This window comes from Stieleria mannarensis (assembly GCF_014154935.1).
Lineage (GTDB): Bacteria > Planctomycetota > Planctomycetia > Pirellulales > Pirellulaceae > Stieleria > Stieleria mannarensis.
The window spans coordinates 37,106-51,520 of the sequence record NZ_JACEHH010000025.1; the positions used below are offsets into that span (position 1 = coordinate 37,106).

8 protein-coding genes are annotated in these 14,415 nt (G+C 58.7%); 7 read left to right on the plus strand and 1 reads right to left on the minus strand.

Features of this window, described 5'->3' with window-relative positions:
- Window positions 1-29 precede the first annotated feature (29 nt).
- On the minus strand, window positions 30-632 hold the full coding sequence (locus tag H1B37_RS17575; protein ID WP_286177861.1) for an EF-hand domain-containing protein: 603 nt from the start codon (window positions 630-632) through the stop codon (window positions 30-32).
- Between the two features lie 522 nt (window positions 633-1,154).
- On the opposite strand from H1B37_RS17575, the gene H1B37_RS17580 reads away from it, so the two are divergent.
- The 7 genes from H1B37_RS17580 (at window position 1,155) to H1B37_RS17610 (ending at window position 14,221) form a co-directional block, all read left to right on the plus strand.
- Window positions 1,155-2,771 carry a sulfatase family protein gene (locus tag H1B37_RS17580; RefSeq protein WP_182867964.1) on the plus strand — a complete coding sequence of 539 codons (1,617 nt, stop codon included), beginning with the start codon at window positions 1,155-1,157 and terminating at the stop codon, window positions 2,769-2,771.
- A 350-nt stretch (window positions 2,772-3,121) separates the two neighbouring features.
- Window positions 3,122-4,582, plus strand: a complete 1,461-nt coding sequence (locus H1B37_RS17585) for a sulfatase family protein (protein ID WP_182867965.1) — start codon at window positions 3,122-3,124, stop codon at window positions 4,580-4,582.
- Between the two features lie 293 nt (window positions 4,583-4,875).
- Window positions 4,876-6,255, plus strand: a complete 1,380-nt coding sequence (locus H1B37_RS17590) for a sulfatase family protein (protein ID WP_286177862.1) — start codon at window positions 4,876-4,878, stop codon at window positions 6,253-6,255.
- Window positions 6,256-6,258: 3 nt separating this feature from the next.
- Window positions 6,259-9,129, plus strand: coding sequence for a GH116 family glycosyl-hydrolase (locus H1B37_RS17595; RefSeq protein WP_182867967.1), 2,871 nt, complete (start codon window positions 6,259-6,261; stop codon window positions 9,127-9,129).
- A gap of 28 nt (window positions 9,130-9,157) precedes the next feature.
- Window positions 9,158-12,214, plus strand: a complete 3,057-nt coding sequence (locus H1B37_RS17600) for a GH116 family glycosyl hydrolase (protein ID WP_286177863.1) — start codon at window positions 9,158-9,160, stop codon at window positions 12,212-12,214.
- Window positions 12,211-13,239, plus strand: a complete 1,029-nt coding sequence (locus H1B37_RS17605) for a glycosyl hydrolase family 95 catalytic domain-containing protein (protein ID WP_286177864.1) — start codon at window positions 12,211-12,213, stop codon at window positions 13,237-13,239. The genes H1B37_RS17600 and H1B37_RS17605 overlap by 4 nt, the downstream gene beginning before the upstream one ends.
- Window positions 13,240-13,291: 52 nt before the next feature.
- Window positions 13,292-14,221 carry a family 43 glycosylhydrolase gene (locus H1B37_RS17610; protein WP_182868032.1) on the plus strand — a complete coding sequence of 310 codons (930 nt, stop codon included), beginning with the start codon at window positions 13,292-13,294 and terminating at the stop codon, window positions 14,219-14,221.
- Window positions 14,222-14,415: the final 194 nt, after the last annotated feature.

A 14,415-nucleotide genomic window follows, 5' to 3' on the forward strand; every position in this document is an offset into this window, starting at 1 on the left:
AGCGTCGCCACGGTAATACCGACTGCTACCTACAGCGGACGTTCGGGCCGGCCGCCACGCCGCTCGCCCAGCTGGCCTTCACCGGGCCCCGGTCCGAGGGCCTGTCCGTGCGCCGGCCCGGCTTGTTGAAGTTGCGCTTCTTGTTCGTCCGTCAGGATTGCGGCGAGCCGTTTATCGACGTCGGCTTGCAATGCGGCCAGTTGGCGTGATTGGCGGTCGGTCAGGTTCAGCGAGGCTGCGATCGGCTCAGGTAACACCTGCCCCGGTTGAGGCGGCGGGCCAGGATGTCCGCCTGGTTCCCCTTCACCTCCGGCACGAGGCGGCGGGCCGCCGGCGCCGAGCAACGGCTGCGGCTGGCCAATCCCTGGCTGCATGCCTTGCGGTGGCGGACCACCTCGTCCGCGCCGATCTCCCCGCGCCATGGTCTGCATCGCCGTCGTCAACTCCGCTCGGGTCACGCTGCCGTCCCCGTTCGAGTCGGCTTGTTGAAACAGCTGGAAGATCATTTCAGTGGGCGGACCGCCACGCATCCCGCCTTGTTGTCCACCGCGACCGGGCGGCTGGGCGAACAAAAGACCGGGAACCAAAATGATTCCAGAAAACACGGCACATTGGACGCTACGACGAATCATATCTACTTCTCTACTAAACTCGTGCATTGTGATCGATTTCCAGCCTTGGTGTCGGCAAGCTGATTGCCCGACGGGTGACAATGCGTCGTCTCCGCGCGAAGAGGGCCACGCTTTTCCGGATTTCTCTGTCGCAAAACCCTGACTTCATGTCGCATTCCGTTCTCGTGACGACAGCTTGATCAATGACAATCGATCGAAGGGAGTTTCCTCACCGCTGGGACTGCAATTGGCCCACGTCCGCGCCCTCGTGATCCCCGACACTGCATCCTCATCACCGGTGGTTCAAGAACACATCAAAATCCTGCCAGGGACTTGACCGGGGCGGAGTCGCGTGACGTCCAGATGAGGAGGCGAGGAGCCTTTCGATCGAATGGAGCGCGTTGCCGTTCGTCTCGGCGAATCAGGATAGAATGGACGCCCGTTATCCCGATCGGTTTCAGGTTCACCTGCACCCAGCGAGATCGCTCTGAACCATGATCGCTATCGGTGCGATCCAATTTCCCCACGACGTAACGACATCCTATGAAAGTCACCTCCCTTGCGTTCCCGGTCTGTTTCTTCTTGCTGCTGATGACCGTTCCCATCAGTCGTGCAGCGGAAGCTCCTCCAAACGTCGTGCTGATTTTTGCCGACGACCTGGGCTACGGTGACCTGGGGTGCTACGGGGCAACCAAGGTCCAGACACCGAACATCGACCGCTTAGCCAAAGAAGGGCGAATGTTCTCCGACGCTCATTCCGCGTCCGCGGTTTGCACGCCTTCACGCTACGCCTTGTTGACCGGCGAGTATCCCATCCGCGCCAATGGTGGCAACGGAGTGTGGGGGCCGGCGCCGGTGACCAGCGGATTGATCGTTGACACGGAGAAACTGACCACGGCGGACGTTTTTAAAAACAACGGCTACAAAACGGCGGCACTGGGCAAGTGGCATTTGGGGTTCGGTGAAGGGACGAACAACTGGCAAGAACCGTTGCGTCCCGGTCCCCTGGACCTCGGGTTCGACTACTACTTTGGACTCCCCGTGGTCAACAGCGCACCGCCGTATGTCTACGTCGAAAATGATCGCATCGTCGGTGGCGATCCCGCCGACCCGCTGGTCTATCTCGGCCGGGGCCAACACAAAGACGCAACGCCGATCACCAAGATCCCCCCCGAAGCCTCGCAACGCACGCCCAACATGTTTAAAGGGGCGGTCGAGGCTCACAAACGCTACAACGACTACACCGTCGGAACGGTCTTGGCGGGCAAGGCGGTCGACTGGATCACCGCCAACAAGCAGAAGCCCTTCTTTCTGTACCTGGCCACGACCCACATTCACCACCCCTTTACGCCAGGGGAAAACTTTCAAGGTTCAAGCGAAGCGGAACTCTACGGCGACTTCATCCAGGAATTGGACTGGATGGTCGGGCAAGTCACCAAATCGCTCGAGGAGCATGGTTTGAGTGACAACACGCTGGTCATTTTTACCAGCGACAACGGCGCGATGTTGAATCTGGGTGGCCGCAACGCGGTCAGGGCGGGACATCGGATCAACGGCGATCTGCTGGGATTCAAGTTCGGCGCCTGGGAAGGCGGTCATCGCGTTCCATTCATCGCCCGCTGGCCCGGCAAGATTGCCCCGGGCAGCAAGTCGGACCAGTTGATCTGCAACGTCGACCTGCTTGCCACGTTTGCGGCGTTGGTCGGCCAGGATCCCGAATCGCTGGAAAACAAAGACAGCATCAACATGCTGCCCGCCTTGCTGGGAGATCCATCCGAGCCGCTTCGCGAGGAGTTGCTCCTTGCGCCGCACAAGCCATCGCACTTGGCCATCCGCAAAGGAAAGTGGTTGTACATCGGGGCGCGGGGCAGCGGCGGATTTGGCGGCAGCAAGGAACACCAACACGCCTGGGGCGGGCCGCCGGCCACGGCGTTCGTCGGCAGCGTGAACAGCGACATCGAAAACGGCAGGTACAAGAAGGACGCGCCGCACGCCCAACTCTACGATTTGCAGAACGATGTCCGCCAAACCCAAAACGTTTACAACGGGTTCCCCGAGGTCGTGAAGGAAATGGAGGCTTTGCTGGAGAGCTATCGCCCCAAAAAGGCGGCAGCGAAGAACCAAAAACGAAATCGCCAACCGAAGGTGACCAAGCAATGAGCGCGGTCGCTCGCGCTGACGTAGCGACGCTCGCCAGAGCGTGGAAAGCATCGGAAGTCCATTGTCTGCCCAAGGACGTCGATTGCATTCCAGCAACTTTTGCTACCCCACCTCAAATCTCTCCCTCCGGGAGAGACGGCGTTTGCGCAGCAAGCAAACGCCAGAGAGGGCCCGCGCCGGAAGAGTCATTTCCGCCCCCGAATCACGAAAGTCTTGGCGACTTCCGCTACGTACAAATTCGTCACCTAAACAGTCGACGTCCCACGGCGCGGTCCGTCAAACAGCAAACCGCGGCGTTTCGCGGAAGTTTTTCTGTTGTCCTGCTCGCCGGCGTGTTGATTCACTCGCTGATGCCATCACTCGGTTTCGGCCAGACGCCGGAGCGTCCCAACGTCATCTTCTACCTGACCGATGACCTGGGATACTCCGACATCAGCTGCTACGGCGCGAAGAAGGTGCAGACGCCGAACATCGACCGTTTGGCGGCCGAGGGGATCAAGTTCACGGACTTCCATACCGGCGCGTCGATCTGTTCCCCGTCGCGGGCGGCGTTTCTGACCGGTGCCTATCCCCAACGATGTGGCCTCTACATGGGCATCAATCCGATCCGCGACGAACACTGGTTTCTGGGGCTGAATCCCGATGAAGTCACGCTGGCCGAGCAGTTCAAAAAGCAAGATTACGAAACCTTTTTGATCGGCAAATGGCACCTTGGCAAGGAACCCGAATTCCATCCCTTCCGGCACGGGTTTGATCACTACTACGGAATGCCCAACAACGCGGGGCATTCGTCAAGGTTTTACGACGGCAAAAAAGAAATCTATCGGCAGACACCCTTGGCTCAGCTGACCAAGCTGTACACGGATCGGGCGGTGAAAATCATCACCGATCACGGGAACAAGCCGTTCTTTCTGTACTTTGCGCACAACTATCCGCACACGCCCTACAAAGCCGGCAAGAACTTTGTCGGCTCGTCAAACGATGGCGTTCGCGGTGATGTGATCGAGGAACTCGATTGGGGCGTTGGCGAAATGATGAAGGCACTCCAGCAGGCCGGGATCGCGGACAACACGATCGTCATCTTCACCTCGGACAACGGCCCGGTGAAACCGCAGTATGCGGCACCCTACCGCGGCACGAAATACGTCACCTTCGAAGGCGGCCATCGAGTCCCGTTCATTTTTTATTGGCCGGCGGTGATCAAGCAGGGCATCCAATCCGACACGCCGGTCGTCGCCATGGATCTGTTTCCGACGTTGTCGGAGATCATCGGCCAACCCCTGCCTGACGATCGGGTTTATGACGGGGTGAGCCTGATGCCGCTCTTGACCGGCGGAGAGTTGACTCGGGCCGATGACCAGCCGTTCTACTATTACAACTGCGAGAACCTGCAAGCGATTCGTCACGGCGACTGGAAATTGCATCTTCCGCGTTCCAGCGAGCAGCTCCCGTTTTGGGACAAGAACAAGGCCTTCACACGGATCCAATCACCCGTCCTGTACAACCTGCGCTCGGACGTTGCCGAGTCGCAAGACGTCTCCGCGGCCAACCCCGATATCGTTCGGCAGATGGTTCGCATGGCCGAACAGACTCGCCAGGAACTGGGGGAATTTATGCAGCGGGGCGATGGTCAACGCCCGACCGGTTCGGCGATCAAGGATGCTCCGGTCATCAGCCACGGAAAAGACTGGCCGACGGTCGATGCCGCCACACGCAGGGCGATCCACGCCGAGCGTCTGAAGCGACATCCGGAGTTGAAAGCGGAAACAGGGAAACAAAAGGCACGCACCGAGAGACGAAGAACGAAATGAATCTGGATGTTTCGAGTGTTGGTGTCCAGGCTTTAGCCGCCCACGTTCGCTGCGTTGCGGCGAACGGGAATCGCCTAAAGGCTAGCTGGACAGCGCCACTTTGGCGTAGCTACGCTCGCCAGAGCGTGGAAACCCCCGTGGATCCACCTTCTGGCGAAGGTAAATACGTTCGACCGGCGATTCACGGTGTTTTTGGAGCGAAGTGGCGCTGTCCAGCTAGACACCAAAAGTTTGAAGACCGTAGCGACAGCGTTGGTTTTCTACGCCACATTGAGGTCGTTTTCGTTGTCAGTTTGCTACTGCTTCTGGGATCGACCACAACGGCAACTGCGGAGAGTCCGGCCAGACCGCCCAACATCATTTTGATTTTCGCCGATGATGTCGGCTACGGCGACTTGGGCTGTTATGGTTCGACGTTGAGCACACCCCAGATCGATCGACTGGCTCGCGAGGGGTTTAGTTCGACTGATTGTCTGGTCGCGGCCAACGTTTGCGGTCCGTCGCGAGCCGCATTGATGACCGGGCGTTACCCGATGCGCTGCGGACATCCGATTTCCAGGCACAACACCCCCAAGTACGCCGAATACGGGATCGCGGCCGAGGAGCTGACCCTCGCCGAGCTGCTGAAGTCGGCTGGCTACTACAACAAGATGGTCGGGAAATGGCACCTGGGATTTCATGTCGACGGTTCGCATCCCCTGGACGCCGGGTTCGACGAGTATCTAGGGCTTCACGGCAACTATTCAAAGACGCATGGCGATGCGGACACGCTCTACCGCAACCGTGACGTGCTTGAAGCGGGTATCGACTTCGAAGAAGTGACGGCGCGCTACACCGACGAGGTTGTCAACTTTATCAAGGAGAAGAAGAACGAACCCTATTTCATTTACTTCTCTCATCACATCGCCCACGCTCCGATCCTGCCCAGCAGTCCCTACCAAGGAAGGTCGGGGAAGAAAGGCCGTGCCGGTGCATACGGCGATTTCCTCCTGGAACTCGATCATAGCGTCGGGCGGGTCGTTGCCGCGGTGGAAGATGCCGGGATCGGCGACAACACTCTCGTGGTTTTTCTGTCCGACAACGGACCGGCGGTCAACGGTTCGGCGAAACCATTCAGCGGTGGAAAGTATGTGACCATGGAAGGCGGCCATCGTGTCCCGGCAATCTTCCGCTGGCCCGGCCAGATTCCTCCCGGACAGGTCTCCGATGCGATGATCACCAGCATGGACCTGTTGCCGCTGTTTTGTCATCTGGCGAATGTTCCGATTCCGGATGACCGCACGATTGATGGTCGTAACATCTTCGATCTGTTGACGGGCCAGACCGAGCAATCGCCGCATGAATTCTTTTACTTCTATAACGGGCTGAACCTACAAGCCGTGCGAAAAGGAGCGTGGAAATTGCATTTGCCACGCACGATCGCGGACCAGCCGTACTGGGCCAGAAGGGCTGGCGGGAATCACATGAAGATTCACCTGTCCCTTCAAGAGCCGATGTTGTTCGATTTGGACTCCGACGTCGGCGAGAAAAAGAACGTCTACAGCCAGCATCCGGAAGTGGTCGCCGAGTTGATGCAGGAAGCCGAACGGATTCGCGCCCAGATCGGCGATGTCAAGGTCATCGGTTCCGACCAGCGCCCCCATCACTTGGCGAATCCGCAAGACAAGACTTAGCCCATGCCCGAGCGAACCATCCAAGAACGTCAGAATTCGTGCTCGGCCCCGAGCGTTGGTCGTGGAGGGGCGATCCAACGCAGGAGTTTTCTGGGCGCGATCGGCGCCGGTGGCGGTGCAGCCGTGTTGCCGACCGGCTCCCAGGCCATTGCGGGACCGTTTTCCGAGGCCGATGTTTCCGATCATCTGGTGCCGGCCGACAAGAAATTGTCCGCGGAGTGGTTGGCTTCGCTGACCAACCGTGGCCAAGCCGAGGTGTTCTCGGGCGAACAACTCAAATACGTCGGCATGCCGGTCGGCGGCATCGGCTGCGGCCAGTTGTACTTGGCCGGCGATGGCCGGCTGTGGTTGTGGGACATCTTCAAGTGCAATTACACGCGTGAACGCGGCCACGGTCAACGGATCGCCGCGTTCACACTGGGAGGACACTACGCCCATCCGGTCGCCGCAGGAGAAGAATACACGAATCGCAACGGTGCCGACGTCGCACAGGGATTCGAGGTCCGCGTAAGAACATCCGACAGAACGATCACGCGGACGCTGGACCGGCAGGGCTTTCCGGACGTGACGTTCCGCGGCGAGTACCCGATCGGAAAGGTGACGTACCGTGACGCTGACGTACCGGTTGAGGTGCGTTTGGAAGCGTTCAGCCCCTTCATACCGTTGGCGGCCAAGGATTCCGCTATCCCGGCAACGATCTTGAGTTACACGGTCACCAATCCATCCCAGCAGCCCGTCGAAATCGACCTGGGAGGTTGGCTGCAAAACGCCACCTGCCCGTACACCACCGATCCCGCGCTCGGCCAGCGACGCAACCGTTGTGTGCAGGCAGACGACCACCTGAGCATGCTCAGCACGGTCGAAGGCGAAGGCGTCAAAAACAAACACGGGAATGGTTCGCTGGCATTGTCGCTGCTGCATGATACCGTTGGACTGGGCGCCGGTGAAAAGGGGCTGTCGATTGCTGCCGCCACCTCCCTGGTCGATCCCAATCGTCCGGGTGAGATGTTCGATCAAGCGACGCCGCTTGATCAACTAGACGACGCGGTCAAACCGTTGGGCGAATTGCTCGTCGGCGGGGTGTTCGCGGCGTTCCGCTTGGCACCCGGCCAGTCGAAAACCATCGACTTCGCCATCACCTGGTACTTCCCCGACTACAACCAGAAAGGTCGAGGCCGCAGCCAGATGCTCGGGGTGCGGGATTTCGTTCGGCTGCGCCGACACTATGCACCTCGGTTCAATTCGGCCGCTGACGTCGCCGGTTACATCAGCCAGAATAAGACGAGGCTGCTGGGCGGCACACGCGACTGGAACCAAACCTGGTACGACAGCACGTTGCCGTACTGGTTGCTCGACCGCAGCTTCATTCCGATCGACTGCATCGCCAGCCAGACGTTTCATTGGTTCGACAGTGGCCGTCCGTACGCTTGGGAGGGCGTCGATTGCTGTCCGGGAACCTGCACCCACGTTTGGCATTATGCGCAAGCCCTCGGTCGGATTTTTCCCGAAATTGAACGTGCCTTTCGCGAACGAGTGGACTTCAAAGCCGGCGTCGGTTTTCTCCCGGAGACTGGCACCATCGGCCATCGCGCCGAAAACCACAAAACGCCCGCCACCGATGGCCAAGCCGGAACAATCTTGCGTGTCTATCGCGAACACCAGATGTCGGCTGACGATGATTTCTTGAAACGGGTCTGGCCGAACGTAAAGAAAGCAATCCAGTACTTGATCGGTCAAGACGGCGACGGCGACGGATTGCTGGAAGGCAAACAACCGCACACGCTGGACGCCTCTTGGTATGGCCCGATGGGCTGGCTGAGTGGAATGTACTTGGCTGCGCTCGCGGCCGGCGAAGCGATGGCGACCGAAATGGGTGACACCCCATTTGCCACGCAGTGTCGCACGATCCTCGACCGGGGATCGCAACGGATCGTCGAGGAACTATTCGACGGCGAGTACTTCATTCACAAGCCCGATCCCAACGTCCGGGCTCTCAACTCAAATCGAGGCTGTCATATCGATCAAGTGCTCGGTCAGGCCTGGATGATGCAGGTCGGACTGGGCCGGGTGATCCCGGAGCGGGAAACGGTTTCGGCGCTCAACAGCCTCTGGAAATACAACTTTGCCCCCGACGCCGGACAATACGCGCTCGATCATGTTCAGATCGAAAAGGCGTTCCGTTGGTACGCGATGCCCGGAGAGGCAGGGTTGTTGATGTGCACGTGGCCCAAGGGTGGTGCAATCGAGGCGGTCCCCGGCGACGGAATGCGGACGAAGGCGAATCCACCGGTTTACACGGGACCCGGCGGCTATTTCAACGAATGCATGAACGGATTCGAATATCAAGTCGCCGCCCACATGGTTTATGAAGGCGCCCCCGGAGACGCGTTGGTCGAAAAGGGGCTGGCGATTGCCAAGTCGGTGCATGAACGATACGCAGCGGTGAAGCGCAACCCATACAACGAGATCGAATGCAGTGATCACTATGCCCGTTCCATGGCCAGTTACGGTGTCTTTTTAGCGGCTTGCGGATTCACGTACCACGGCCCCCAAGGACGCATCGGATTCGCCCCACGCGTTTCACCGGACCACTTCAAAGCCCCGTTTACCGCGGCGGAGGGCTGGGGCAGCTTCGCCCAAAACGTCGACGATGGAAAACAGTCCGCGTCGATCGAATTGCGTTACGGCCGGCTCGCTCTCAACGAACTCAGTCTCGAGCAAGTCGCCGGAACAGCGGCCAGCGGCGCGGTCGTGGCCGTTGATGGGAAGCAGCTTCCTGCCGAATTCCAGAATCAACAAGGCCGCTATGCCCTTCGATTTCCCGGCGGGCTGACGCTAAAAGCGGGACAGAAACTGGAAGTCAATTTATTGTAGTGCCGGACGACAACAGCCGACCCAACCGATGAAGAACGAATCGATCGATCCCGTGAATCCCGATCACCGTTGTTGCGGAGGTTCCTCCTGTGAACCCCAAGTGATCGGGCGTCGCAACCTTATCAAAGTCGCCGGACTGACGTCCGCGATGCTCGCCGCAGGCCAGGCAAAGCTGATGGCGGGCCCCTTCGCGGCCGAGGACTTTGAAACGATCATTCCGTCGGACAAGAAGTTAAGCAAGGATTGGATTGCCAGCTTGTACGCACGCGGCAATCCGTTGACCGCGACCGCAGACGAACTCGACTTTATCGGAATGCCCATCAATGGATTGAGCACGGGGCAGGTATATCTGGGAGGTGACGGACGTCTTTGGTATTGGAATTTGGACGGAAACCGAGACGCCAAACACACCACCAAGGGGCCGCGGTTCACCGATCCGGATTCCATGCACTCGCCCATGAGTCAGGGTTTTGCGTTGCAAGTTGACTCGGGCGACGAACAACAAGTCTTCACCCTGGACTCCAAGGGCTTTGAAGACGTGGTTTTCACCAACGCCTATCCTATGGCGCGGGTGGCGTACTCCGCCGCGGCTTGTCCCGTCGATGTCCGCCTGGAGGCTTACACGCCATTCATTCCGCTCAATCGGGACGATTCCAGCTATCCCGTGATCGTGATGCGATACACGATCAAAAACACTTCGGATCGGGTGCAGAAGACCGCGATCGGTGGTTGGATCGAAAACTTCTCCAACTTTAGAAGCGGACGCGGTACCCAGGGTGTCCGAATGAGCCGATACCGCCAGCAGGAGGGACTGGCCGCGGTGGAATGCTGGGCGGCCTCGGTTGCCCGCGACCACCGCGAGGTGCAAACCGAAGTGTTCGCCGATTTCGAGGGCGGCGATTACGGCGACTGGAAGGTCGAAGGAGACGCCTTCGGCAGCGTTCCGGCCTCGGGCGGCCGCACGATTCAAAAATTGTCTGGGTTCAAAGGCAAGGGATTGGTGAATTCCTGGACCGGGAGCGACCAACCCCAGGGCAAACTGATTTCGCCCCAGTTCAACATCGAAAAACCCTTCATCAATTTTCTCATCGGCGGCGGCCGGGATCTGAAAACTCTGAACATCAGCTTGTGGGTGGATGGAAAGAAGGTCCGATCGACCGCAGGAAAACAGTCCGACGCGATGGCGTGGGCCAGTTGGAACGTCGCAGAATTGGTCGGCCGGCGGGCGCACCTCGAGATTCTAGATGCATCGTCGCGAGGGTGGGGCCACATCGATGTCGACCACATCGTGTTTTCGAATCAACCACCCAACCGCCAATCCAAGTCGTCTTTAGAACAAGCCACCGATTTCGGGGCGATCGCGCTGGGTTTGCTCGGTGACGAGACACCGGACATCGTGGACATCAAACGAGCCGAACCAGATGCGTCCGGTCTGTTTGAATCCAAGCAACCTCGTCCGCAAAATGGAGACAGCTTCCAGCGCCCGTTCAGCGAGCGGGGATTCGCCTCAGTCGGCAGGACGCTTTCGCTGCAACCAGGTGAACAGAAAACCGTTTCGTTCGCACTGTCATGGCGATTCCCCAACGCGAATTATGTGACCAGCTTTGGCCGCAAGCCGGGAGCCCGTGACGTCAATTTCTATTCGACCTTGTGGCCCACCGCGACCGCGGCCGCTGCTGCGGTTGCGACGCGAGAGAACGAACTGCACGCGACGACGAAGACTTGGGTTGAAACGTGGTACGATTCCACGTTGCCCCATTGGTTCCTGGAGCGAACCTTCATCCCGATCAATTGCATGCAGACCCAGTTGGCCGAGCGGCTGGCGCTGCAGGACGGCATGTACAACCTGGACGAAGGGGTGAATTGCTGTCCGGGAAACTGCACGCACGTCTGGCAGTATGCCCAAGGATTGGCGCGGATCTTTCCGGTCATCGAACGCGAGTGCCGCGACAAGGTGGAATACGGCAAGGGATTCCGGCCAAGCGACGGTGCGATCAATTTTCGCCATTCCATCGGCAAATTCCAGGATGCCGTTGACGGCCAGTGCGGCACGATTCTACGCGTGCTGCGCGAGAGCCAGATGACGACGGACTATCGATTCCTGGTAAGCATCTGGGACCGCACCCGGCTTTCGATGGATCATGTCATCCGCAAATGGGATCCGGATGGTGATGGACTGCTCGCCGGGGCGCAGCACAACACGCTGGATGAACCCTGGTTCGGACAGGTGCATTGGCTGATCAACCTGTACCACGCCGCACTCAAGGCCGCTGCGGTCATGGCCCGCCAGATGAATCAACCGCGTGTCGCAGAGCGCTATGAACGGATCGTTGCCAAAGGGGCTCCGGCGATGGTCGACCTGCTGTGGAACGAGGATTATGGCTACTTCATCCACAAACCCGGACCGGGCGAGGATCAGAAACACGGCTCGGTCAACGGTTGTCACATCGACCAGGTCTTCGGCGAGTTCTGGCTCTTGAACCTCGGACTCGATCGAACGCTGCCGCAAGACAAGATCCGCCAAACGTTGGAATCGCTCTGGACGTACAACTTCGCACCCAATGTGGGCGATTTCAGAAAGGTCATGACCGATGGACGTTGGTACGCCGTCGAAGGCAACGCGGGACTGGTGATGTGCTCGTTCCCGTATGGCAAGGTTGAACCGAAGAGCGGCAAAGCGAGCTATGCAGGATATTTAAACGAGTGCATGACCGGATTCGAATGGCAGGTCGCCGCACACATGATCTGGGAAGGCATGCTCGAAAAAGGGCTGGCGATCGGAAAAGCGATTTACGATCGCTATCTGCCGAATGACCGCAATCCGTACAACGAAATCGAGTGCAGCGACCACTACGCCCGCGCCATGGCCAGTTACAGTGCGTTCATGGCCATCTGTGGCTATCGATACGACGGACCGGCCGGGCAACTCGCCTTCGGGCCGGCGATGCAACAGGACAACTTTCGCGCCGCGTTTACCACCAGCCGAAGGCTGGGGACGCTTCAACCAAACGGTTCGCAATGGGCGTCAGGAGAACGCGATCGAATTGCGTTACGGCAAGCTGCACCTGAAGCAACTGACCCTTGAAATTGCCCCCGGTGCCCGATCTGGAAATCCCCGCGTCAAACTCGATGACCACGAAATCACGACAAAGACCCAGCGGGATGGTCGACGCATTATCGTTCACTTTCCGCAAGGTCTGGACATCACGGCCGGCCAAACGCTGCTGCTGGATTCATAAGGAGATGGACAGTGCGATGAAGAACAGTAAACCCATCATCCTTGTTGTCTTGGCACTGGTGACGTTTGTAACGGCTGCACTTAAACCGAACGCCGTATTGTCGGCAGACGATCGCTACGTGCTGCAATACGACACGCCGGCCATCGACGATTCACCGGTCAAACGAACTGGACGTGCGCGAGGGCTCGGCTATATCCAGACCGCGTTGCCCCTGGGTAACGGCAGACTTGGGGCCATGTTTTCCGGCGGGATCGAGACCGAGCACCTGTTGATCAACGACATTACGCTGTGGATGAATGCCAAACGTGGGCTGGACGAAGTCACGCAGTCGGGAACACGGCTTGGTGCCTACAAGCATCTCGAAACCGTCCGGCAGGCCTACCGGGACGGGAAGTACGGCACCAAACCGGGCAGCATGGAAGGCCTGTCCACAAAGTACCTGAGCAGCACGCAGCCGCTCGGGGGTTATGCACCGTTCACCGACTGTATCGAAGCATCCACGGTGTTGGGACGCGACGAGTCGTTCCGCAAGACACTGCAGGAATTCATCCCGAAGCTTTGTCCACAAAAGATTGGTCAATATGGCCAGCTCCAGGAATGGCCGGAGGACTGGGATCGCCCGAGGGACAAGCATCGACACATTTCGCACCTGATTGCCCTTCATCCAGGTCGCGATCTCTCGCCATTGACAACCCCTGAATTGCATCGGGCCGCTCTGGTAACGATGCACCACCGCGGTGACGAATCGACCGGTTGGAGTACGGGATGGAAAACCTGTTTCTGGGCACGCTTGCACAACGGCGACAAGGCGCACCAGATCTATCGCTTTCTGACTGCGAAACGTGCCTATCCGAATTTGTTTGATTTTTAAAGAGGAAATCATCGTGAGACTTTTGGTCTGGATCATTACTGCTACCACCGTGATGGCTGGCAGCGTCGCGGTGGCTCAATCGCAATTGGGCACCGTCGAAGTTGTCTACTGCGACGCCGAGGGGATCGGCGCCGAAGAAGGCGTGATGCGCCGTGACCCCAGCGACATCATCAAGGTCGATGACCTTTACTACGTCTGGTATTCCAAGGGCAAGATTTCGCCAGGTTACGATGCGACCGTGTGGTATGCCACTTCACCCGACGGCCACAGCTGGACCGAAAAAGGAATGGCGCTGGGTAAAGGCGAGCCGGGAACCTGGGAAGGTGCTAGCGTCTTTACCCCAAACATTTTGGTCGCCGAAGGACGCTACTGGCTGTTTTACACCGGCACGTCTCGCAAATTCACTCGCCCCTTCAATCCGGATTCGAAAATCGGAATCGCCGTCTCGGATTCGCCCGACGGCCCTTGGGAGCGACTCGATTCCAACCCGGCACTGACCAACAGCGACGATCCGGAAGATTTCGATTCTCATTTGGTCGATGATGCCTGCCTGATCGTCCGCGACGGCAAGTATTGGTTCTACTACAAGGGACGTCAGCTCGGGAAAGGCCCGGGGCAAACCAAGCTCGGGCTTGCGATCGCCGACAAACCAGAGGGGCCCTACGTCAGATACGAAGGCAATCCCGTCATTCCGGGCAACCACGAAGTCTTGGTTTGGCCGCAGGGTGAGGGGGTTGCCGCGTTGATTGGAACGACCGGCCCAAAAGAATGGGTGCGTTCGATCGTTTATGCCGAAGACGGCATCCACTTCACGAAAACCCACAACGTGAAAAACGTCCCACACGCGGCCGGAGCCTATCGCCCCGAAGCCTTCACCGATTCGAATAACGGCACTCAGATCCGCTGGGGTGTTCACATCGGCAGCCGCAAGGGGTTCCTTCCCTTTGTCGAACGATTTGATTTCAAGTCAGCGGGGGAATAAGCGTGTCGAATCCCCAACCGATGGTGTGTAGCCTTGAGGCGATTTCCGTCGCTGCGAAGCAGCGACAGGATGCGGCTAAAGCCTGAACACCAGCGCCGTTGGGACGCCGAACAACAAGACGAAAAATCCGATCTGTCTCCAACCAATTCAATCTTCATGAACAACCGGCTAACCCCACTTCCCCTACGACGCAT